General features: G+C 65.2%; 23 protein-coding genes and 1 pseudogene. 8 read left to right on the forward strand and 16 right to left on the reverse strand.

The genetic code is table 11. The features are described 5' to 3' along the window. Nucleotides 1-35 precede the first annotated feature (35 nt). The 5 genes from phnE to DK26_RS29765 all read right to left on the reverse strand — a co-directional run bounded on the left by phnE (nucleotide 36) and on the right by DK26_RS29765 (nucleotide 4,054). Entirely contained in the window at nucleotides 36-839 is an 804-nt protein-coding gene (gene phnE, locus DK26_RS20840) for a phosphonate ABC transporter, permease protein PhnE (RefSeq protein WP_066476500.1), read from the reverse strand. Between the two features lie 18 nt (nucleotides 840-857). Continuing rightward, nucleotides 858-1,667 carry a phosphonate ABC transporter ATP-binding protein gene (gene phnC / locus DK26_RS20845; RefSeq protein WP_083533419.1) on the reverse strand — a complete coding sequence of 270 codons (810 nt, stop codon included), beginning with the start codon at nucleotides 1,665-1,667 and terminating at the stop codon, nucleotides 858-860. Between the two features lie 29 nt (nucleotides 1,668-1,696). Next, nucleotides 1,697-2,575 (reverse strand): phosphonate ABC transporter substrate-binding protein, encoded by an 879-nt coding sequence (gene phnD / locus DK26_RS20850; RefSeq protein WP_066476502.1) that lies wholly within the window; start codon nucleotides 2,573-2,575, stop codon nucleotides 1,697-1,699. Nucleotides 2,576-2,653: 78 nt separating this feature from the next. Further along, nucleotides 2,654-3,745: an iron-containing alcohol dehydrogenase PsrA gene (gene psrA / locus DK26_RS20855; RefSeq protein WP_066476504.1), complete on the reverse strand. Its 1,092-nt coding sequence runs from the start codon at nucleotides 3,743-3,745 to the stop codon at nucleotides 2,654-2,656. A 60-nt stretch (nucleotides 3,746-3,805) separates the two neighbouring features. Continuing rightward, nucleotides 3,806-4,054 carry a hypothetical protein gene (locus DK26_RS29765; RefSeq protein ID WP_248310057.1) on the reverse strand — a complete coding sequence of 83 codons (249 nt, stop codon included), beginning with the start codon at nucleotides 4,052-4,054 and terminating at the stop codon, nucleotides 3,806-3,808. Here DK26_RS29765 and DK26_RS20860 point away from each other — a divergent pair, their 5' ends adjacent. Beyond that, nucleotides 4,055-4,759: a LysR substrate-binding domain-containing protein gene (locus DK26_RS20860; protein WP_248310058.1), complete on the forward strand. Its 705-nt coding sequence runs from the start codon at nucleotides 4,055-4,057 to the stop codon at nucleotides 4,757-4,759. A 277-nt stretch (nucleotides 4,760-5,036) separates the two neighbouring features. Here DK26_RS20860 and DK26_RS20865 read toward each other — a convergent pair whose 3' ends face one another. Genes DK26_RS20865 through DK26_RS20880 form a run of 4 tightly spaced genes read right to left on the reverse strand, consistent with a single transcriptional unit; the run spans nucleotide 5,037 to nucleotide 9,150 of the window. Next, nucleotides 5,037-6,293 (reverse strand): M20 family metallo-hydrolase, encoded by a 1,257-nt coding sequence (locus tag DK26_RS20865; protein WP_066476509.1) that lies wholly within the window; start codon nucleotides 6,291-6,293, stop codon nucleotides 5,037-5,039. Nucleotides 6,294-6,295: 2 nt separating this feature from the next. Further along, nucleotides 6,296-7,177: an alpha/beta hydrolase gene (locus DK26_RS20870; protein WP_066476512.1), complete on the reverse strand. Its 882-nt coding sequence runs from the start codon at nucleotides 7,175-7,177 to the stop codon at nucleotides 6,296-6,298. Between the two features lie 13 nt (nucleotides 7,178-7,190). Next, nucleotides 7,191-7,973: an SDR family oxidoreductase gene (locus tag DK26_RS20875; protein WP_066476515.1), complete on the reverse strand. Its 783-nt coding sequence runs from the start codon at nucleotides 7,971-7,973 to the stop codon at nucleotides 7,191-7,193. Between the two features lie 43 nt (nucleotides 7,974-8,016). Further along, nucleotides 8,017-9,150 carry a pyridoxal phosphate-dependent aminotransferase gene (locus DK26_RS20880; protein WP_066476517.1) on the reverse strand — a complete coding sequence of 378 codons (1,134 nt, stop codon included), beginning with the start codon at nucleotides 9,148-9,150 and terminating at the stop codon, nucleotides 8,017-8,019. A 237-nt stretch (nucleotides 9,151-9,387) separates the two neighbouring features. Between DK26_RS20880 and DK26_RS20885 the strand changes: the two genes are divergently transcribed. From DK26_RS20885 to DK26_RS20900, 4 genes are read left to right on the forward strand one after another with little or no spacing between them, the layout of a single operon-like run. Next, on the forward strand, nucleotides 9,388-10,482 hold the full coding sequence (locus tag DK26_RS20885) for an ABC transporter substrate-binding protein (RefSeq protein ID WP_066476519.1): 1,095 nt from the start codon (nucleotides 9,388-9,390) through the stop codon (nucleotides 10,480-10,482). A 27-nt stretch (nucleotides 10,483-10,509) separates the two neighbouring features. Next, nucleotides 10,510-11,379: an ABC transporter ATP-binding protein gene (locus DK26_RS20890; protein WP_083533420.1), complete on the forward strand. Its 870-nt coding sequence runs from the start codon at nucleotides 10,510-10,512 to the stop codon at nucleotides 11,377-11,379. Nucleotides 11,380-11,387: 8 nt separating this feature from the next. Then, the gene (locus DK26_RS20895) at nucleotides 11,388-12,218 is read left to right on the forward strand and encodes an ABC transporter permease (protein ID WP_066476521.1); all 831 of its coding nucleotides are present in this window, start codon (nucleotides 11,388-11,390) and stop codon (nucleotides 12,216-12,218) included. A gap of 22 nt (nucleotides 12,219-12,240) precedes the next feature. After that, nucleotides 12,241-12,945 (forward strand): GntR family transcriptional regulator, encoded by a 705-nt coding sequence (locus DK26_RS20900; protein ID WP_184231767.1) that lies wholly within the window; start codon nucleotides 12,241-12,243, stop codon nucleotides 12,943-12,945. 150 nt (nucleotides 12,946-13,095) lie between these two features. On the opposite strand, the gene DK26_RS20905 is transcribed toward DK26_RS20900, so the two are convergent. The 5 genes from DK26_RS20905 to DK26_RS20925 form a co-directional block, all read right to left on the reverse strand. Further along, nucleotides 13,096-13,800, reverse strand: coding sequence for a fumarylacetoacetate hydrolase family protein (locus DK26_RS20905; RefSeq protein WP_066476526.1), 705 nt, complete (start codon nucleotides 13,798-13,800; stop codon nucleotides 13,096-13,098). 32 nt (nucleotides 13,801-13,832) lie between these two features. After that, a complete protein-coding gene (locus tag DK26_RS20910; RefSeq protein ID WP_066476530.1) occupies nucleotides 13,833-14,585 on the reverse strand; it encodes an ABC transporter permease subunit in 753 nt (250 codons plus the stop codon). Between the two features lie 9 nt (nucleotides 14,586-14,594). After that, nucleotides 14,595-15,383, reverse strand: coding sequence for an ABC transporter ATP-binding protein (locus DK26_RS20915; RefSeq protein WP_157089777.1), 789 nt, complete (start codon nucleotides 15,381-15,383; stop codon nucleotides 14,595-14,597). A gap of 32 nt (nucleotides 15,384-15,415) precedes the next feature. Next, nucleotides 15,416-16,234, reverse strand: a complete 819-nt coding sequence (locus DK26_RS20920) for an ABC transporter permease (RefSeq protein WP_066476538.1) — start codon at nucleotides 16,232-16,234, stop codon at nucleotides 15,416-15,418. Between the two features lie 91 nt (nucleotides 16,235-16,325). Then, on the reverse strand, nucleotides 16,326-17,324 hold the full coding sequence (locus DK26_RS20925) for an ABC transporter substrate-binding protein (RefSeq protein WP_198162380.1): 999 nt from the start codon (nucleotides 17,322-17,324) through the stop codon (nucleotides 16,326-16,328). A 234-nt stretch (nucleotides 17,325-17,558) separates the two neighbouring features. Here DK26_RS20925 and DK26_RS20930 point away from each other — a divergent pair, with 234 nt between their 5' ends. The 3 genes and pseudogenes from DK26_RS20930 to DK26_RS20935 all read left to right on the forward strand — a co-directional run bounded on the left by DK26_RS20930 (nucleotide 17,559) and on the right by DK26_RS20935 (nucleotide 19,259). Continuing rightward, entirely contained in the window at nucleotides 17,559-18,248 is a 690-nt protein-coding gene (locus tag DK26_RS20930; protein WP_066476852.1) for an FCD domain-containing protein, read from the forward strand. 302 nt (nucleotides 18,249-18,550) lie between these two features. Further along, nucleotides 18,551-18,721, forward strand: a pseudogene (locus tag DK26_RS29135) (IS5/IS1182 family transposase); the annotation flags it as partial. A 271-nt stretch (nucleotides 18,722-18,992) separates the two neighbouring features. Further along, entirely contained in the window at nucleotides 18,993-19,259 is a 267-nt protein-coding gene (locus DK26_RS20935; protein ID WP_066476540.1) for a hypothetical protein, read from the forward strand. A 416-nt stretch (nucleotides 19,260-19,675) separates the two neighbouring features. Here DK26_RS20935 and DK26_RS20940 read toward each other — a convergent pair whose 3' ends face one another. Together DK26_RS20940 and DK26_RS20945 are read right to left on the reverse strand one after the other, a co-directional pair. Further along, the gene (locus DK26_RS20940) at nucleotides 19,676-20,461 is read right to left on the reverse strand and encodes a LytTR family DNA-binding domain-containing protein (RefSeq protein ID WP_066476542.1); all 786 of its coding nucleotides are present in this window, start codon (nucleotides 20,459-20,461) and stop codon (nucleotides 19,676-19,678) included. After that, nucleotides 20,449-21,564 (reverse strand): histidine kinase, encoded by a 1,116-nt coding sequence (locus tag DK26_RS20945; protein ID WP_066476547.1) that lies wholly within the window; start codon nucleotides 21,562-21,564, stop codon nucleotides 20,449-20,451. Before DK26_RS20945 ends, DK26_RS20940 begins: the two co-directional genes overlap by 13 nt. Nucleotides 21,565-21,593: the final 29 nt, after the last annotated feature.

Genomic DNA, 21,593 nt, shown 5'->3' on the forward strand with positions numbered 1-21,593 from the left:
CATGTTCATCGGAAATCTCCTTGGGTCGGCGCCGGTCAGCGGATCAGGGCGCGGACGCGGGACGAGACCAGGTCAGCGATCAGGACCATGGCGAGGATCACGAGGATGCAGGTCGCCGTGTCCTGGTACTTGAAGAGCTTCATCGAGGAGACGAGCTCGAAGCCGATGCCGCCGGCGCCGACCATGCCGAGCACGGTCGACTGCCTGACATTGGTCTCCAGCCGGTAGAAGATCGTCCCGAGCCAGGCCGGCAGCACCTGCGGCAGCACGCCGAAGAAGAAGGTCTTGAACGGGCCGACGCCGGCCGAGCGGAAGGCCTCGAGCGGACCTTCGTCGATATCCTCCATCGCCTCGGCGAAGAACTTCCCCAGCATGCCGGCACCGTGGATGGCGAGGGCGAGGACGCCGGCGAAGGGGCCGAGGCCGATGGCCGCGACGAAGATCAGGGCAAGGATGATCTCGTTGATGCCGCGCATGCAGTTCAGGACCTGACGCGTGGCGTGGTAGACGATCGGGCTCGGGCTTAAGTTGCGCGCCGCGAAGAAGCAGACCGGCAAAGCGATCACGACGCCGAGCAAAGTGCCCCAGACCGCGACCTGCAGGCTCTCCAGCGCCGGCTTCCAGAGCCGCTCCAGGAACTCGGGGTTGGGCGGCATCATCCGGACCAGGAAGTCCCACATATAGGGAATTCCGTTCCAGAGATTGCTGGCGTTGATCTGCGAGCCGAGGGCGGCCCACCAGAGGAAGACGAGGATCGCGAGCGCCAGGAAGCTGACGCCCCACCAGCCGAAGCGGCCCTGCGGCGGGCGGAGGACGAGTTGCAAGCTGCCGATTGACATGACCGGTTCCAGTCTCGTTCAGGCCGTCGCGACGGCGATCATCGGGGCAGGGGCGGGCTGGCCGACGGGACGGGGCTTCAGCACGCGGCTGATGCCGGGGTCCTCGAGGCCGGGATAGATCTTGTGGACGATCTCTGCCGTCAGATGGTCCGGCGTGTCGTCGAAGATCACCTTGCCGCCGCTCAGGCCGACGATGCGCTCGCCGAATTCGACGGCGTAGTCTACCTGGTGAAGGTTGCAGATCACCGCGATGCCTTCCTCCTTGCAGATCGCCTTGAGGTAGCCGAGCACGACGCGGGAGGTCTTCGGATCGAGGCTCGCCACCGGCTCGTCGCAGAGGATCACCGCCGGCTGCTGCGCCAGCGCACGGGCGATGCCGACGCGCTGCTGCTCGCCGCCGGAAAGCTGGTCGCCGCGGGAGTTGGCCTTGTGCGGCAGCTCGACACGGGCCAGCGCCTCCATCGCGATCTCGACGTCGCGCCTGGGGAAGAGCTGGAGCATCGAGAGGAAGGATGACAGCCCGGCCATGCGGCCGACCAGCACGTTCTTCAGCACCGAGAGGCGCTTCACCAGGTTATGATGCTGGAAGATCATCGCGACCGGCCGCTGGCCGCCCGCATTGCGCTTGGCGTCGAACACCGTGCCGTCGATCACCGTGCGCCCTGCATCGGGCTGCGCGAGGCCGTTGATACAACGCAGCAGGGTCGACTTTCCGGCGCCGCTCGGCCCGAGCACGACCAGGAACTCGCCGGCCTTCACCGTCAGGTCGATGCCTTGCAGCACGGGGCGGCCGGCATAGGACTTCTTCAGTCCTTCGATCTTGATCATCTTGCTTTCTCCGTCGGCGCCGGGCGCGGCTACTTCATCTTGCCCAGGTCGAGCTTCAGCGTTTTCGCGGTCTCGCGGATGATGTCGTAGGCTTGGTCGTTGGTCTCGACGAAGCGATTGAGCTTGCCCTGGTCGGCCCAGGTGATGTCCTTGATGTTCAGGAAGGCCGTCTTGATCTGCTTCTTCAGATCGTCGGGCAGGTTCTTGCGCCAGCAAGTCGGCGATTCCGGGATCGGATCGGAACGCCAGACGACCTGGATATCGGCGGGGTCGACCAGCTTCTTCTGGACGGCGGCATCGAAGATCCGGTCTGCGATGGTCGCCGCGTCGACGCGCTTGTTGGCTACGGCGAGGGCATTGGCGTCATGCGAGCCGGTGAAGAGCACGCGGCCGAAATCCTTCTCCGGGTCGAAGCCGATTTTCATCAGCCCGGCCTTGGGGAAGAGATGGCCGGAGGTCGAGGAGGGGTCGACGAAGGCGAAGGTCCGGCCCTTGAGGTCCTTGACCTCTTTGATGCCGCTGTCTTTCCGGGTGATGATCTGGCTGTGGTAGAAGGTCCGGCCTGATTTCGCTGTCTCGGCGGTCGCAAAAGCCTCGATTGGCGCGACGGTCGTGCCCAGCACATAGGAGAACGGGCCGAGATAGGCGACCTCGACATGGCCCGAGCGCATCGCCTCGATCACGCCGTTATAATCGGCGGCGACGAAGCCCTGGACCTTGATGCCGAGATTCTTCTCCAGCGCATCCAGCAATTGCTGGCTGGATTCGAGCATGGCGCGCGAATCCTCCGAGGGGATCAGCCCGACGCGGACGAGTTTCGTCTGGGCCCGGCCGATATGCGGCATGGCCAGCAAGGCTCCCGCTGCCGCGACGGAGCCAGTCATCACCTTCCGACGAGAAATGTTCATGTCATCCTCCCAGATGATCCGGTGGTCTTTGACCTTGCCGGTGAACGTGTGGGCAGGATTGCCCGCGTGCTTCGTTTCTCAAGCCGCCTTTGCGGCTTGCCTCCCGATGAAATTGCGGCCGCGCTCGCCTTCGAGTGCCTTGTCGACGAGGCGGTTCCATTCGGGGGGCGACACGCCATAAGCGGAGGGGGCGGTCTCGACGCCGAGGTTCTTCAGGAAGGCCTCGAGCCTTTCCGCGCCGGCCTCCAGGTCCGGCCCGAAGACGCGGCGCAGCGCAGCGTCGCACTGCGGCTGCACGCCCATCGCCCAGCGCATCACGATCGGCAGCGAGAACGAGCAGGCGATGCCGTGGATCGTGCCGCTCTTCAGCGTGATGTCGTAGGAGATGTTGTGGGCCAGCGCCGTCTTGGTGTTGGAAAAGGCGAGGCCAGCGAGCAGGCTGGCGCGCATCTGGCGCAGCCGCAACTCTGGATCGTCGGGCCGTTCCAGTAGCCGCGGCAGAGTGTCGATGATCTCGCGCGCCGCCTCGACCGCATGATTGGCAGAGACCGGATTGCCGTTGACGTTCCAGATGCTCTCCAGCGCATGCGAGAGGGCATCGAGCCCGGTCGCCAGCGTCAACCCGCGCGGGGCGCCGATCGTCAGCGTAGGGTCGAGCAAGGCGGTTTCGGGATAGAGGCGGGGATGCGCCAGCGAGTACTTGCTGCCATTGGCGGAGTCCCAGACCGTCGCCCAGGAGGTGACCTCGCTGCCGGTTCCAGCGGTGGTCGGGACGGCAATGATCGGGACGATCTCGGAGGCGTCGAGCGGCGTCTTGTCGACGAGATGGCGTCGCACGGTCTCGAAGTCGCCGCTGCTGGCGGCGAGTACCTTGGCCGCATCGATCATCGAACCGCCGCCGAGCGCCACGATGACCTCGGGCCGCTGGCTGGCCGCACCGAACAGACGGCAGGATTCGGCGAGGTCGGCGCAGTCCGGATTGGTCTCGATGTTGGAAATCGTCGCTACCGGGGCTCCGGCCCTTGCAGCAAGGCGGTCTGCGAGCGCCTTGAATATCGGCTGGTCGTAGGTGACCAGCGCCCAGCGCCGCTTGCCGACCAGACCGGCGACTTCGTCGAACAGGCCGGCGCCGAAGCGAATCCTGACAGGATTCCAATAGGCCCACTGCATGCGTTCCACCCTCGTTGCATCTTTGCCGCCGCGCTTTGCCGGCGTCGTTGGATCAGATGCTCACAAAGGCCGAACCCAGAAACAAATTGATTTTTCGGTCCCAATAGATAGTTTTTTTCTATGCGTTACACGCGGCTTCGCTCGTTCCATGCCGTTGCCAGTGCCGGTGGCTTCAATGCCGCGGCCGCGGCGTTCAACATCAGCCAGCCGACGCTCACCGCCCAGGTCGGTGCGCTTGAGGACGAGTACGGCGTCGAGCTGTTCGTCCGCCGGGGCCGCCGGCGTGAGCTCAGCGATGCCGGGCGGCATTTGCTGGCGATCACCACGCGCCTGTTCGCCGAGGAGGACGAGGCGCTGGCCTTCCTGGAGCAATCGCGCGAACTCAAGACCGGCCGGCTGTCGATCAGCGCGGTCGGGCCGTTTCATGTCACCGAGATGCTCGCGGCCTTTAATCAGGCCTATCCCGGCATCGGACTGGCGGTGAAGCTCGGCAACTCGACCGAGGTGCTGGACGACCTCTTCGACTATAAATGTGACGTCGCCGTCCTCGCCTACATCGACGAGGACGATCGGCTTCTGACCATTCCTTACAGACGTCATCCCGTTGCGGTGTTCGTGCGCCGCGACCACCGCTTCGCCACGCGCGACAGCATTCGGCTGGCCGAGCTGGAAGGCGAGCCGATGATCGTGCGCGAGCGGGGCTCGACCACGCGACGCGCCTTCGAGGAGGCGCTCGCCGTGACCGGGGCGAAGCCGCGCTTGATGATGGAGATCGGCAGCCGCGAAGCTATCCGCGAGGCCGTGATCCATGGCCTCGGCATCAGCTATGTCTCGGAGGCGGAATTCGTGCCGGACCAAGATCTTAAGCTGGTTCGCATCGAGGAGGCGGAAGTCTATACCTACGCCCATGTGGTCGTATTGAAGCAGCGCGAGTCCAGCCGCATCATCAAGGCCTTTCTGGATATCGTGCATCGGGCCCGCAATGCTCTCGACGGCCGGGGCGGCAAGCCATAGTGGGTGGCTGCCCCGGCAAACGCCGATGCCCGTTTCTGGCGCTGACCAGTCCAGCTGGTCGGTGTGGCGCAACAGCAATGCATCCTTGGCTGTCACGGAGAGAACTGGCGCACCTGGGCCGGTCCGCGCCATGTGCGGACTCCAGCGTATCGCCGGAAAGCCTACGCTTGGGTCACGCAACCTCCTCGGACGCTCGCGCCTCAGGTTGGCCGTCAATCGCAGCCGGCAACAGCGAGGCAACGGCGCGTCTCCCACGAGCAGCGTTTTCGCGCGCTGGCTAAAGCGCGCTTCGGTTGCCAAGCTCCCAAACGACATCTGCAAGGATCTGCGCGCCGGCGGTCAGATGCTCCGGCTCGGCCCATTCGTCGGGATTATGCGATACCCCGCCCCGGCACGGTACGAAGATCATCCCGGCGGGGCAGACATAGTGCAACTGGCGCGCATCATGGCCGGCCGCCGAATAGACATCCATCGCGGGAATACCGCGCGCCGCGGCCGCTTCGGCAATTGCGTGACGAATCGCAGGCGCGAAGTTCAGCGAGGGCGAATGCTGGATCTGCTTGAGCTCGACGCTGCACTCGCCCTTCAGTTCCTCGACGATTCGTCGGATCGCGGCGTCGACCCGGTCGACCACGGCATTGTCCGGATGGCGGAGATCGATGGAGAAGAAGGCTTCCGCCGGCACGACTGACGGGGCGTTCGGCGTGACCTGCAACATGCCGACCGTCAGCAAGGTGTCGGCCGGTTCCATGGCGGCTTCGTCCATGGCGCGGATCATCCGAACGGCGGCCATCAGTGCGTCCCGCCGATCCCTCCGCAAGGCGGTGCCGGCATGGGCCGCCTCGCCCAGGACGCGAACCCTGTAGCGCCGCGTGCCCTGGATGCCTGTCACGACGCCGACCGGGATGCCCGCCCGTTCGAGCACGGAGGCCTGTTCGATATGTGGCTCGACATAGGCCGCGATCGGCAGGCCGAACGCCCGCAGCGGTACATTGTCGTCGGCCGCGAGGATCGACGCTACCGCCTCGCCGATGCTGATGCCGCCTGCGTCGCGGATGGGTAGCACTGCCTCGAGTGCCTTGGCTCCGGTGAAGAGGTCGGAGCCCGTCATGCCCGGTGCGAAGCGCGAGCCTTCCTCGTTGGTCCAAGCGACGATCTCGACAGGGCGGAGCGGTCGCTCGCCGCACGCCATGATCGCCTCCGCCGCTTCCAGTGCGGCGAGCACGCCGAAAACGCCATCGAACTTGCCGCCGGTCGGCTGCGAGTCGATATGCGAGCCCGCGACGATGGGTGCAAGCGAGGGATCGCGCCCCTCGAGACGCAGGAAGAGGTTCGCGGCCCTGTCGGTGAAGGCCTCCAGACCGATCGCCCTGCCCCAGGCGATCACCTGGGCGCGCGCCTGAGCCTCCTGCGGCGACAGGGTTGGACGATCGACACCGCCATCGGCCCGGGCGCCAAAGGCAGCCAGCGCCATGTGGCGGTCCCAGAGGCGCACGCCATCGACAAGATCGGACAGACGTTGCCTGGTTGTCATGCTCAGTCGGTCCGCATGATCTGCGCCGGGTTGGCGCGTGGATCGCGCGGGCCCCAGCGCCCGGCCTCGACCTGCGCGATGAACTCGGCGAGCAGGCGGTTGAAAAGTTCGGGCTCTTCGAGATTGAGCGTATGGCCGGACTTCGGGAACACTGCGAGGCCGCAGCGCGGCACGACCCGCTTCAGATAAACCCCGGGCTGAATGCAATGGTCGTCCTCGTCGCCGGTCATGACCAGCAGCGGCGCCTGCATCGTGTGGAATTCGGCCTCAAGATCGTACAGCGAAGGCCGGCGCATCTGCACGCCGCGCATGGTGTTCGCCGCCCCCAGTGAATCGTGCTGGCCGAGCCTCTCTGCAAAGAGCGTCCACCCGCGCGGATCCTTGTCCTGGAACTGCACGCGCGATGCGCCCTCGGCATAAGTCGGCGCGAAATCCCTGGCTCCACGCTGCTCGAAGCTTCGGGCGACCTGCTCGGAGATGCCCTTGAAGTACTCCTCATGGAGCTTTTCGGCGCCGTAGCCTGCCCCGGCGGCGACCACCGACAATACGCGGCCGGGGTGGCGCAGCGCTGCATGGAGCGAGGCGAACCCGCCCATGGAGAGCCCGACGACATGGGCCTTGTCGATGCCGGCGGCGGTCAGCACGTCGACGATGTCGTCAGCCGCCCGCGCCTGCGAATAGCTCTCTACGTTCTCCGGCACATCGGAGGGCCGGTAGCCGCGCGCCGCGAAGGTGACGCAACGGTGCCGCCGCGCGAAGAAATTGAGCTGCGGCTCCCAGCTCCAGTAGCTGCCGCCGAACTCGTGCACGAAAATGATCGGCGTGCCTGAACCGGCTTCCTCGTAGAAGAGCCGCACGCCGTCGCTGGCCGTGGCAAATGCCATGTCGCGCCTCCCCTCAGATCACGGAACGGCGCGAGGCGATGCCGCCATCGACGGTGAAGATCGCGCCGGACGTATAGCCGGAGCGGTACGAGGCGAGGAACACGATCAGGTCGGTGACCTCGTGGACATGGGCCGGGCGCTTCAGCGGATAGCGCTGTTGCAGCTCCTCGTAGCGGCCGGCATCGCCGAGCCAGTCGGCGGCGCGCTTTTTCAGCATGTTGTAGATACGGTCGGTATCGACGGGGCCCGGATTGACGCCCACCACCCGGATATTGTCGTCGAGCGAGTGGCCGCCCATGGCGCGCGTGAAGGCCATCAAGCTGGCATTGCCGGTCGTGCCCGCGACATAGGCGGGATCGAAAACCTCGCCGCCATTGCCGATGTTGTTGATGATGACGCCGCCGCCGCGCGCCTTCATGCGCGGGTAGAGCGCGCGTGTGAGGTTGATGTAGCCGAATACCTTGAGCTCCCAGCCGGCGCGCCATTTCGCCTCGTCGACGTCCCATAGAGTGCCGCTGGGGACGACGCCGGCATTATTGACGAGAATGTCGATGTCGCCGACGGAATCGACCAGGCGCTCGACTGCGCCTTCCTTGGTCAGATCGAGCGCGTGTGCCGTCACCGTCACGCCATGGCCGGCTTCCAGCTCGCGCTTCAACGCCTCCAGCCTGTCGCCGGAGCGCGCCACGACATGGAGGTTGCAGCCCTCCTCGGCGAATGAGCGCGCCAGCCCCTCGCCAATGCCTTGGGAGGCGCCGGTGATCAGGACCGTCTTGCCCTTCAGCTTAAGATCCATCTTCGATTTCTCCTTCTACGAGCGCTGCGGCGGACAGGCCGGCTCAGAACAGTTTCACGTCTTCGTTTTGGCCGCGGACCTGGTCGACAATGGTCGGCAGCAGGTCGACGAACTCCTCGACCCAGGCAGTCGGGACGGTGGTGCTGACCTTGACGAACCGGTCACCGAAACTGGGTGTGTGATAGGCGCCCTGGCGGATCATGATGCCGTGCTTCTGATAGGCTGCGACGAGCGCCTCCGGCTTCACGCCAGCCCGCTCGCATTCGAGCACGACGAAATTGCCGTTCGACGGGAAGACCGGCATGGACAGCCCCGGAATCCTGTCGGCAGCATCCTTGATCAGCTTCTGGTTGGCGCGCTGCTGCGAGAGGACCCCGGGAAACCACTCGGCCTTGATAGCTAGGCCGGCCAGCGCCGCACGCTGGGACAGGATGTTCGAGCCGAGATTGTTCGGCGGCGCGGCCGAGAGTTTCTCGATGATGTCGGGATGGGCCACGACCGCGCCGACGCGCATGCCGGCCAGGCCCAGCCATTTCGAGAAACTGTAGATGGTCAGCGTCCGCTCGGGGTAGCGCGTGGCCGCCAGCGTGTGCTCATGGGCGAAATGGCGGTAGGTGCAATCGTGGATCAGGTAGGCCCCCGCCTCGCGCGCGGCCGTCACGATGCCGTCGATCTCGGCCGCCGTGCAGGCCGAGCCAAGCGGATTGTTCGGATCGACGATGTAGATGACCTTGGTCTTCGGCGTGATCGCCGCCTTCAGCCGCTCCGGCGCAAGGCGATAGCCGTACTCCTCGCCATAGATCGGAATCTGCGTCACCTTCGCCCCGACGGCCCGCGCGAAGGCCATCGGCCAGTTCCAGGTCGGGTCGGTGGTGATGAACTCATCTCCCGGTCCGAGCAGGCTGTGGCAGACATGGTAGAGCGAGGCGACCGCGCCATCGGAGACCAGCGCGGCCTGCCCGTCCAGGCCAAGATCGGCAACGATGCCGTGGCGCAGCTCCTCGAGCCCCGCCGGCGGCGCGTAGATGTGAAACTCCTCGTCGCGAATACACCTCTCCATCGCCGCCAGCACCGCAGAATGCGGCGTCGCGTGATTGGTGTTCTGCCCCATCCAGCGCAGGCCGGCCGTGTTCACGAGCCGGTCGAAATGGGCATTGCGAAGCTCGAAGGATTTCATGACATCTCCGTCTCGTGGCGCCATTCTGGTATACCGAAATAGGAAATTCAGCCTTTAATCGTGAGTCGTTGCATAAATTTCGCATGCACGACAGCCCATAAATCCAGAAAATCGGCAAAATAGTATGCAGGATTGAATTTTCTGCATAATGTGCCTTGCGCCTCAAGTGGATCACGGTGATGGTTGCGTCAGTGCCGCCGACCGGCCGGCGCGCGATGGATCGAAGGGGAGACTTGGATGCTTGTTTCACGTCGCAGCGCCCTCAAGGGCTTCGGTGCCGCAGCAGCAGCGGCCGCAACGGGCTCTCTCGCCATGCCCGCGCTCTCGCAGGGCCTGAAGAAGGTCTCCTTCACGACCTCCTGGATTCCGGAGGGCCCGAACCTTTTCGCCTACGTCGCGCGCGACAAGGGCTTCTGGAAGCGCCATGGCCTCGACGTTTCGGTGGCGCGTGGCTCGGGCTCCGGAGCGGCGGCGCAGGCGGTCAGCGCCGGCACCTTCGATTTCGGCATGGCGGCCACGCCGACGGTGATCGTGCAGGCGGCGAAGAAGCTGCCGATCACCTGCATTGGCCAGATCAACTATGACGCCCTGATGGGGGTCGGCGTCCTGTCCGGCTCGCCGATCCGCGCGCCGAAGGATCTCGAGGGCAAGAAGCTGGGCGCCAGCGTGACCTCCGGCGAGTATCCGTTCCTGCCGCTCTATGCCGAGAAGGCTGGCGTCGATTTCTCGAAGGTCCAGATCCTGCAGGTCGACGGCAAGGTACGCGAGCGCACGCTGGTCGAGAAGCAGGTCGATGCGGTGTCCGCCTTCGCCACCAGCACCGTGCCATCGCTGGCGCCGCTCGGCACCGACGTCCGCTTCATGCTGTTCTCGGCAGTCGGCATCGAGTTCTACGGCCAGTCCCTGACGACCCAGCCGGCCCGGCTTCAGCAGGACCGGGCGCTTTGCGAAGCCTTCGTCCAGGGCGCGATGGAGGCCATCCAGTTCACGATGACCAATTTCGACGAAGCGGTCGACATCTTCCTCAAGGCCAATAGCGAGGTCGCGATTTCCTCGACCGGCAAGGAGTACGCGCGCATTGGGCTTGGATTGACGAATCTCACCAATCTCGTGCCCGAGGTGAAGCAGAATGGTTTCGGCTGGGCCGATCCGGCCAAGGTCGCCACGATGGCCGATCTCGTGATGAAATACGCCGCGGGCGAAGGTTCGGTGAAGCCGGATGTCGGCACGCTGTTCACCAACGACTTCGTCGGGAAGATCAAGCTATCTGCCGCAGAGCTGGCGAGCGCGGAGAAGAGCGCCGCACCGTTCCGTCGATATGTCGGTTCCTGACCGGCGCAGCGAACGAGGCGACGACTGATGCTGAGTTTGGCACCCAAGGCGGAGCTTACCGTGGACGAGACGCCTCTCGTATCGGCCACGGATGTCCAGAAGACCTATTTCACCCGGCAGTCGCCGATCCATGCGGTCGCCTCCGCATCCGTCGACGTGGCGAGGGGCGAGTTCGTATCGCTGCTCGGCCCTTCGGGATGCGGAAAGTCGACGCTGCTGATGATGATCGCCGGGCTGGAGCGGCCGACAGCGGGCACAATCATGCTTGCCGGCGAGCCGGTCGCGGCGCCGCGCCGCGACATCGGCATCATCTTCCAGGACGCGACCCTGCTGCCGTGGAAGAGCACGCTCGAGAACGTGCTTTTCCCGATCCGCATCCTGCGCTTGCCGGTCACCCAGTACATCGACCGGGCTCACAGCCTGCTCAAGATGGTCGGCCTTGCCGGTTTCGAGCACAAGAAGCCGGGCGAGCTCTCGGGCGGCATGCGCCAGCGCGTCGCGATCTGCCGAGCGCTGATCCACGATCCCGAGATCCTGCTGATGGACGAGCCGTTCAGCGCGCTCGACGCCATTACCCGCGACCAGATGAATGTCGCCCTCTCGGAGATTCTCGAGACCTACCGCAAGACGGTGATCTTCGTGACCCATTCGATCCGCGAGGCCGCATTCCTGTCCGACCGGGTCGTGGTGATGGGTGGACGACCGTCGACGATCATCCTCGACATGAAGATGCCCTTCTCGCGGCCGCGTCGGTTCGAGATCGAGGAAACCCAGGAATTCGCGCAGGTCTGCCGGACATTGCGCCTCACCATCGAGGCCGCGCACGGCCATGGCGAGGCTTCCGCTAGGTCAGAACACGCCAAGGCGAACACCGCCGCCGGCAGCGTCATCGAGTGAGGTCCAGCATGGCAAAGGCCACCATCGGCACCGAGACCGGTGCCGCCCTCCCGGCTTCCGGAGCCAACCGTTTCCAGGGCGCCGCCGGTCTGAGCAGCATCGTTCTGCCGCTTGGCCTGGCCTTCGTGGTGCTGGCGGCCTGGCAGCTCTACGTCACGATCTGGCAGGTTCCTTCGGTCATCCTTCCGTCCCCGGTTTCGATCGCGAAGTACATCGTTGCGCGTTACGATATCCTGCTGACGCATGCGGTGCCGACGACGCTGGAATCCGCGGCCGGCTTCCTGCTCGCACTCCTGCTCGGCGTCGCGCTCGCCATCCTCATCACCTATTCGGACATGGCGCGTGAGGCACTCTATCCGAACCTGATTTTCTTCCAGCTCATCCCGAAGATCGCACTCGCGCCGCTCTTCATCATCTGGCTCGGGGTCGGCTCGCAGTCGCGCATCGCGTTTTCGGTGTTCATTGCGTTCTTCCCCGTGGTCATCGCGACGACAGCCGGTTTCCTGAGCGTCGACCGGGGCATCCTGAGGCTGTGCCGCGCGCTGACCGCCACGGAATGGCAGGTGTTCACCAGCGTGCGGTTCCCGATGGCCCTACCGCACATCTTCAGCGGCATGAAGATCGCGATCACGCTGGCCATCATCGGCGTGATCATCGGCGAGTTCATCACGGCACAGGCGGGGCTGGGCTATCTCATCATCTTCGCGACGGCGCGCGCCGATACGGAGGTGTCGATGGCCGCCATCGTGGTGCTTTGCATCTGCGGTCTGCTCCTCTATGGGCTTGTGGCGCTCGCGGAGATGGTCGCGAACAGATTTTATTCGGCAGACAGCCGGTGAGGCGCTGAGCGTGATGGCGCGAGTGAACGGATCGATGACGCCGGAAGAGCCTGAATCGCTTTCGGCCGGAGTGGTCACCCGTCTCGAGGAAGAGATCCTCAAGGGAATCCGGCGGCCAGGTGACAAGCTGGACGAGCGCCAGCTCGCCGAGCAGTTCGGCATGTCGCGCACGCCCGTACGCGAGGCGCTGCAGCGTCTTGCCGCCAGCGGCCTCGTAGTGTCGCGCGGGCGCCAGGGGCTGCAGGTCTCGCAGATGTCGCTTGCCGACCTCCTCGACGCCTTTGGGGTCGTGGCCGAGCTGGAGGCATTCGCCTCCTCGCAGGCCGCCCGTCGTATCCAGCCGGAGCAGCGGACACGTCTGCAGGCGGCGCACCGGGCCTGTGCGGAAGCTGCCCGGGCCGAGGATGCGGAGGCCTTCTATGCGGCCAATCTCGATTTCCACGAGCTGATCGCTGCCGCGAGCCATAACCGCATCCTGCAGGACGAGCTACGGCGGCTGACGCTCAAGATCTCACCCTACCGCCGCACCATCACCTACCAACCCGGGCGGATGCACTCGTCCATCCCCGAGCATGAGCGCGTGATGGAGGCGATCCTGCGAGGCGATGGTGTCCAGGCGGCGCAAATGATGCGCTCGCATGTGACCCTGCTCGGCGAAGGATTGTCGGACCTGCTGCATTTCCTGCGGACGTCCGGGCAACATGGGCTGCTGACGGAAATCTCATAGGATCAGCCATCCCACGTACCGCAGCCCTCTCACCATTTGGCTGGATGCGCCATCTACAGACGCTAGGTCATCGCTCTGAAGCGGACCTTCGCGGCGCATAGGCGCGGCAGCCTTGGCGGGCCGCGCCTCAAGGGCAGCGCCTGTCGCCGGTCAGGCGACCTTGGCGTGCAGCGTGCCGACGCCCTCGACATAGCCCTCCATGACGTCGCCACGCACGATCGCGCCGACGCCGGACGGCGTGCCGGACATGATCAAATCGCCCGGCTGCAGCTCGAACAGCCCGGAGAGATAGGAGATCATCTCCGGCACCTTCCAGATCATGTGGTTGAGGTCGCCCTGCTGGCGGATCTCGCCGTTGACCTTGAGCCAGACCGCCCCGTTCTCGGGATGGCCGATCGTGCTCGCGGGAACGATCTCGCCGATCGGCGCCGAATGCTCGAAGGCCTTGCCGATCTCCCACGGCCTTGCCGCCTTCTTGCATTCGTCCTGCAGGTCGCGCCGGGTCATGTCGAGGCCGACGGCATAGCCGTAGACGTGATCGAGCGCGCTTTCGACCGGGATGTCCTTGCCGCCCTTGGCGAGGGCGACCACCATCTCGATCTCGTGGTGGACGTTGCTGCTCCGTGGCGGATACGGGAAATCGGCGCCATCGAGCACGACGTTGTCGGGGTTCTTCTGGAAGAAAAACGGGGCTTCGCGGTTCGGGTCGCCGCCCATCTCGATCGTGTGGGCGGCATAGTTGCGGCCGACGCAGTAGATACGGTGGACGGGGAAGCGGCTTTGCGTCCCGCGCACCGGGAGCGTGACCGGGGCCGGAGCCTGGACAACATGGTTCTGAGGCGTGGCGATGTTCATCTTGCGGCGTCCTTCGTTGGCAAGAGGATGGGTCAGCGCGAGGCGGCGTAATAGGCGAACCGACGTTCGAGCCCGGCCAGCAATTCGTTGAGCGTGAAGGCGAAGCTGAAGAGCACGAGCAGCAGCGCCCAGAAATGCTCCATCAGGAAGTGAGACTGGTAGATCTCGAAAAGCGTCCCGAAGCCGACCACCGAGACGAGCAGCTGTCCGATGACGACGCCCTTGACCGCGCGGATCATGCCGAGCCGGATGCCCGCCAGGATCTCCGGCAGCGCCGCCCAGACATAGATCCTGCTGAAGGCCTGCCAGCGGCTCGCGCCGAAACTGCGGGCCATCTCGATCAGTGAGGGCGAGATGGCGCGGATGCCGGCGCGCGTGTTGAGCACGATGATCCACATCGAGAACAGCACGACGGTGAGCACGATCGTCGTCTCGCCGAGCCCGAACAGCACCATGATCACCGGGACGAGCGCGCTGAGCGGGGCGGAGAGGAAGAGGTTCACCCAGGGCAGCAGAAGCCGGTCGGCGATGACCGAGCGGCCCATCAGGATCCCGAGCGGGACGCCGATGCCGATGGCGATGGCGTTGCCGAACAGGAAGGCGCGGCCCGTGATCAGCAGTGCGTCGAGGAAGGAGGGGGTCGGGACGATCTCGAAGACACGCCAGATGATGCTGGACAGCGGCGGCAGGATGAAACCCGCGTCGGTGTGGCCGGCGATCTCCCAGATCACGGCCCAGACGATCAGCGACGTCATCAATGGCAGGCGGATGCCGGATATGACCATGCCCGCCCCCTAGTCCAGATAGTGCTTGAGCTGCTGCCAGATCTCCTCGACGACATCGAGATAGGCGCTGTCGCGCCTGATCTTGTCGGGGTCGCCGTCGCGGCTGATCTTCGGCTCGATCACCGCCGAGACGCGGCTTGGCCGGCGCGAGAGCAGCGCGATCCGGTCCGAGACATAGACCGCCTCCTCGATGCTGTGCGTCACGAAGATGAAGGACTTCCCTTCGTTGGCGACGAGCTCCAGCAGCTCCTCCTGGAACTTGCGGCGCGTCTGCTCGTCGACGGCCGAGAACGGCTCGTCCATCAGCACGACCTTGGCATCGACCGCGAGGGCACGGGCAAGCCCGACGCGCTGGCGCATGCCGCCTGAGAGTTCATGCGGATATTTTTTCTCGAAGCCTTTGAGGCCGACGCGCGCGATATGGCGTTCGGCGATCGCCTCGCGCTCGCTATGGGCGACGCCACGCAGTTCCAGCCCGAAGGCGACGTTGCGGATGACGCTCGCCCAGGGCATCAGCGCGAAGTCCTGGAAGACGAAGGCGCGTTCGGGGCCGGGCCCCTTGACCTCGCGTCCGTCGACGAAGACCTGGCCGCCGCTCGCCGGGATCAAGCCGGCGATGATCTTCAGAAGGGTGGTCTTGCCGCAGCCGGATGGCCCGAGCAGCGTCGTCAGCCGACCCTCGGGAAAATCGAGCGATATCCCGCTGAGGGCCTCGATGCCGCCCGGATAGGTCTTCGAGACGCTCTTGACCTCGACGATCGGGCGCGTGGCGAGGAAGGGGGGCGCGAACTCGCTCATTCGCTGCGCTGTGGCGTCTGTGACGTTCGGGGTCATGCGCGTCCCTCCGGCCGGAACAGGGTGACCTCGATCCGTTCCAGCAATTCGATGAACAGGACCGAGAAGGCGATGATGGCGAGAATGGCCGCGTACATCTTCGGATAGTCGGCGACCGACTGGTTGTAGGAGATCACGTCGCCGATGCCGGTCGGCGTGATCAGCAGTTCGGCGAGGATGATGCCGATGAAGGCCGCGGCGCAGCCGAGCCGCAGGCCAGCGAAGATCATCGGGCTCGCGGCCGGCAGGATGATGAGCCGGATGTTCTGGCTGCGGCTGGCGAGAAAGGAGCGGCCCATTTCCAGCAGCGATTTCGGGGTGTTGCGCACCGCGCCGAGCGTGTTCAGCACGATGACCGGCATCGCCATGATGCAGACGGTCATGATTTTGGCGGTGAGGCCGATGCCGTAGGCGAAGGTCAGGATCGGGATGAGCGCGGCGAGAGGCGCCGCCTGCGCGATGATGAAGAGCGGCGCGATCAGCCATTCCGAAGGCTCGTGCAGGCCCATCAGGACGCCGAGCGCGACGCCGAGCAGCACCGAAACGGCAAGGCCGATGGTGAGTGGATAGAGCGTGATCAGGAAGGCCTTGAGGAGAGACCCGTCGGCGATGATCGCGCCGAGGCCGCCAAGCGTTTCAAGAAAGGTCGGGAAGGCCGGGCTGAGCGGAATCCGCCCGGCATATTCCCAGAGCGCGAATACCGCCGCGAAGGAAAGCAGGCGAAGCACGAGCGGATGGACGAGGATATCGCGCCAGCGTCGTGCCGGGGCGTCTCGAAGGCGTGGCAGGGCCGTGGCAAGGTCGGAAATCTGCAAGGGAGTTCACTCCGCTTGAGGCCGCAGGCTCGGGCGCATGCCGGATTGTGACGCCCCGGCATGCCCGGTTGGCCGGTGAAGGCGAGTGGCGCTAGCTGCCGAGCGCCTTGCGCGCCCGTTCGAGCGGCGCGAGATACCAGAAGTCCTCGACCTTCAGCTCGGCTGCAGGCCCCTGCAGCTGGCCGGCCTCGGTGTAGAACTCGAAATCGGCCTTCGCGACCTCGGCGCTGCCGCCGCCCGGCGCGTAGACGCCTTCCTTGGTCGCCATCGTGTAGAATTTCGTGATGCCTTCGAGCACCTCCTTCGGCTGGTCGGCCATCAGCTTGCGCTTGACCCGCTCCTGCTCGACGACCGCCGGGTTGGCCGCCATCTCCTGCCAGAGCCGCAGGAATTCGGTGACGATGATGTCGACCTGCTGCTCGTTCTTCTTGATCCACTCGATCTGCCCGAACAGGGTCTCATCGGAAGCGGGGGCGCTGACGCCGGGAAGGACGTGGAAGCGATCGCCTGCCTTCTCGAGCAGCATGTTCTTGTTGGCGAGATCGACGACGGTCGCCTTGATCTGCCCCTTCATCATGCCGATGATCCGGTTCTCGGAGCCTGGCACGTAGCTGCGCTCGCCGAACTGGATGCCCTCGCGCTTGGCGATGATGTTGCCGATCGCCTCGGTGCCCGTCGCGCGGGCATGGAAGGTGATGGGTTGGCCGTTCATGTCCTTCCACGACTTGTAGGACTTGTCGGCGACCGGGAAGAAGACGAGACGCGTGCCCTGGAAGAGCACGCGCAGCGGCGCCTTGCTCTTCTGGACGACGGCATAGGGTGTGCCGATGCCGAGGTCCGCCTGACCGTTGATCACGGCCTGGATGGCGAGATCCTCTTTTGCGAAATGCGTCACCTGATAGTCGACGCCCTTCTCCTTGGCCCGTTCGAGCGCGATGACCATGGCGAGCGTTTCGGTCGACAGGACGTCTCCCAGCGCCACGCGGACCTTGCTCTGTGCCTGCGCTGCCGGGCTGCCGATCAGAAGGGCGATGGTGGCCGCGATGGCGGCGGCGAACACGGTGGACAGCCTGCTTCCCATGGGCTTCATGGTCTGACTCCTCCCAGAGTTCTGTTTCTTGGCTTTTTGCGCGATCTGGTCGCAACCAATTTTATTTTGGGTAGTGTCAATTGGCGATTTGATCCTGTCAAGAGCGCTAATGATGCCGAAATCGGCGGCTCTTTGGCAGGGAATGCATCGTCACCGTAACCAATTATCAAAATGGTTGCGTCATCTCGTGATCCGTGGGATCAAATCGCATCACCCTGCCACCGGTCACGCATGATGGATCAGAAAGTCGCTCCTCCCTCTGACGCCGCCTTTTCGGGGGTCCTGACGCAGCTCTACGGCTTCCTGGCCGCCGCGCGGCTGCCCGATGACGGGCGCCTGCCGCCGGAGCGGGAGCTCGCCGAGCTGCTCGGCGTCAAGCGTGCGGAACTGCGCAAGGGTCTGGCCGCGCTCGAGCGCGAGGGCCAGCTCTGGCGCCATGTCGGCAAGGGCACCTTCGTCGGCCCGAGGCCGCCGCAACTGGCTGACATCTCCGACCTGGCGCAGCGCAGCAATCCGATCCAGGTGATGAAGGCGCGCATCGCCCTGGAGCCGGAGCTCGCCCGCCTCGCAGCGGTCAACGCGACGGCGGCCGAGATCGGCGCGCTAACCGAGCTGAACGCGGCATGCCGCGCCTCGGCGACCTGGCGCGAATACGAGGCCTATGATGCGCGCTTCCACCATGAGATCGCCGAGGCCGCGCACAACCCGGTCCTGCTCGCCCTGTTCGAAACGCTGAATGCAGTGCGCCGCGCCGTCACCTGGGGCCGGCCGCGGCCTAGCCACAGCAGCCCGCCCGCCGATCACCACAGCTTCGACGACCATGCCCGCATCGTCGACGCCATCGCCCACCGCGAACCCGCAGCGGCGGCCGATGCGACGCGCCGACATCTTCAGAACGTCGAGGACCGGCTGGTCGGACGCTGAGGCGAGAAGCGCCTGTCGGAACCGGATGGATCGTAGACGGCGACGACCCATTGCTCCCAAATGCCTGCTGAGCGCTCTGATGCGCCGATGTCGTCGAAAAAGTCGGCGTTGGAGGGTTCGTAAAGTCTTGTTTCAGTCGTCCTTGGGCGGAGGGCGACGTGATGATGGGCGAGCGGCAGGTGGCGCAGGATGCGCTGTTCTACGAGCTGCCAGGAGCGTCACGTGCCGGCCGATCATTGGGTGCGCGGGATCGATCGGTTTATCGATCTCTCGGATATCCGCGCGCAGCTGCGTCACTTCTACAGAAGGTCGAAATGCTCTTCGCTCACCTGAAGCGCATCCTCCGGCTCGACCGTCTGCGACTGCGCGGACCAAACGAAGCCCGAGACGAGTTTCACCTCGCCGCAGCAGCCCAGAGCCTCAGGAAACTCGCCAAGCTACTGCCGAACGGGCCGCAGGTCCGGCCAGCATGAGAGCGCGAGGCTGGATCGGCCAAATCCACCACCCAACAGCGCCGCTCTACGGATCGACTTTTTCAACGACATCCGCCACGAGCTGCCATTGGCGCTTCGCCCGAAAGCGGACCCTAGCGGCTTTCGGCGCAATATCGCGTCCCCACCAAAAACCGCCACTGCCGAAAGATCAGGGCGAATTCTCCCTGTAAGGTTCATGTCAGCAGGCGCGACCTATCCTCGTTTCATCAGGAAGCGGACGGCTTCCCGGCACCTAACGAAGGAGATTGTCATGACCAACGGTTTCAGCATCGCCACCTCCCAGGTCTCCGAGCGCGGCGCGCCGCTGAGCGACGACGTCCTCGACGCCGTCAGCGGCGGCGGGCTGATCACGGGCGCTGTCGATCTCGTCGCTTCAGGGGTGAAGACGGGCATCCACTACGCGGCGAAAGGGGTCGGGATGTTCATGGACGCCGATCAGGTCGGTGGCCGCTCCATGCACAACTTCCAGGACAGCGTTCCCGCCTTCGTCGACAAGATCGTCGACAAGATCATCTGAGGCCGCTCTCGAGGCCTCGCTCTGAACGGTCGCCTGCAACGATGAATGGCCCCGCGGCGCGAGCCAGCGGGGCCATTCGCACACGGGGGTGCTCAAGCGTGCTGCCTCGCTTGCTCCAGCGCCCCTCGCATCTGAAATCGGACGCCGCCCTCAGTGCGTGCATCTCCCCAAGTCTGCGCTTTTCAATCTGCGCGATACATCTGACCTTCGTCATGCGCCGCTAGCGGCCGTTGGCGGGGCGTCCGATACTAGGCATCCAACGCCAGCCGGCTGGATAGGACGACAAGGCCATTCGCGGCTGCGCGGCGTCAACGCCAAGGGACGTACGGCACTTCTCAGCGAGATATTGGGTCTCGACAGTGAGTTCGTGGATCGCTGCATCCAAGGCGGTGCCGCAACGCCAAGCCATGCCCAGGCTAGGCGCTGAGCATCCGGTGGCTGTCGATGCCCTGCCTCAGCCGACGGGCTGCGATCCGGCCGAGTGGGACCGGCCCGATGTCTCCGCCAAGCGATAGGCTGCAGCGCCCGGCCTCCTGCCATTCCACCTGCTCCAATTGGTCGAGGTTGACGATCAGGGAGCGGCTGATGCGAACGAAGGGCGGGGAAGGCAGCTGAGCCTCGAAATGCCGCAGCAGCCGGCACACGAGATAATCGCGTGCGCCTTTCAGGAAGACGCGGGTGAAATCGGCCTCGGCGACCAGCATGGCCACCGTGCCGAGCGGCGCGATCACCGATCGGCCGCCTATGCGCAGGTGGATGCGCTGCTGGAGATCGCCATGCCCGGGATCGATGTTCAGCTCGGCATTGGCCTGCGGCTCCGCTCCGGGCGCTGCCGCGCGGATCCTGTCCTGCCGCCGCCGGCGCAATCGCTCGACCGCCACGGCCAGCCGCTCCGGGACGACTGGCTTCAGGAGAAAGTCGACGGCTGAAACGTCGAACGCCTTCACCGCGTAGAGATCGTGCGCGGTGATGAAGACGATCGCCGGCACGGGCATCAGCTGCGCGATCAGGTCGAAGCCGCGGCCGTCCGCCAGTTCGACATCCAGGAAAATCGCCTCCGGGTGCAGCGCGCAGGCCAGCGCCTGCGCCTCCGCCACGGTGCCGGCCTCGGCCACAACCTCGATATCCGCATGCGCCTGCAGCAACCGCCGCAGGCCGCGCCGAGCCGGCGGCTCGTCATCCACCAGCATCACGCGAAGCATGCGTCTCCCCTCAGCAGCAGCCGCGCCACCACGGCGTCGCCGTCCTGGACCAGGGACAAGGCGTGTCGTGACGGATAGTGAAGTTCCAGCCGCCGCCGGGTGTTGGCCAGCCCCACCGCCGGCCGGTCGCCGGCGCGTGGGATCAGCCAGCCGGGATTGACGACCTCGATCAGCACTGCGTCCTCGTCTGCCCGCCGGGCGGTCACGCGGATATCGAGCGTCGCAACCGATGAGCGCAGTCCGTGCTTCACCGCATTCTCCACCAGCCCCTGCACGACCAGATGAGGCACGGGAACCGCCCGCACCGCCGGATCCATCTCCACCGAACAGCGCAGCCGGCCCTCGAAGCGCAGCTCCTGAATGCGGACGAAGGCGCGCACGGCCTCGATCTCGTCGCTCAAGGGGCAGACCGGCCGAGTCTGCTGGTCCAGCGAATAGCGCAGATAGGCAGCGATGCGGTGGGTCATCTCCAGGGCGGATTCAGGATTCTCCGGAATCTCGGCCGCCACGGTGTTGAGTGCGTTGAACAGGAAGTGGGGGTCCAGCTGGAGGCGTAGCCGCTGCAATTCAGCGCGTGTCGCCACCGCCTGTGCTTCGCTGCGCTGCATCCTTTCAGAACGAGCGTCGACATCCGCCTGTATCCAGAAATAGGCCAGCGACCAGCCGAGGAAGACCGCGGTGTAGAAGACCGCTGGCACGGCGTCGTTGGCCGCGATATTCCCGTCCGGAATGCTGGGAAACAAGCCATCCTTCAGCGCATTCGCGATCACCATCTGCAACAGCCCACCGGAGACCGAGCAGGCCAGCGCCCAGGCCGCGACGACTGCCCTGCGATCGCCGGTCCGCTCCAGGTAGAACTTGTACGCCGCGGCCGTCAGGACAAAGCCAATGGGTTCGAGCACCAGGGTCAGCGTCACGGCCAGTGCGACATCGCTGAAGGCAGCGAGCCGCGAGGCCAGGCCGAAGAACGCGATGAAGATCCAGGCCGTCAGGTTGGCGCGCCAGAAGGATACCGGGGGCGTGGAACCGCCGTCCGCAGCTTCATCGCCGGCCGAGATGGCGTGGGGCTGAGCCAGCGTACGGATCTCTGCGGGACGATTCATCCAATCCCATTCCTTGCCGCCCGCGGCCT

The organism is Allobosea sp. WAO (genome assembly GCF_001509835.1).
Taxonomy (GTDB): Bacteria; Pseudomonadota; Alphaproteobacteria; order Rhizobiales; family Beijerinckiaceae; genus Allobosea.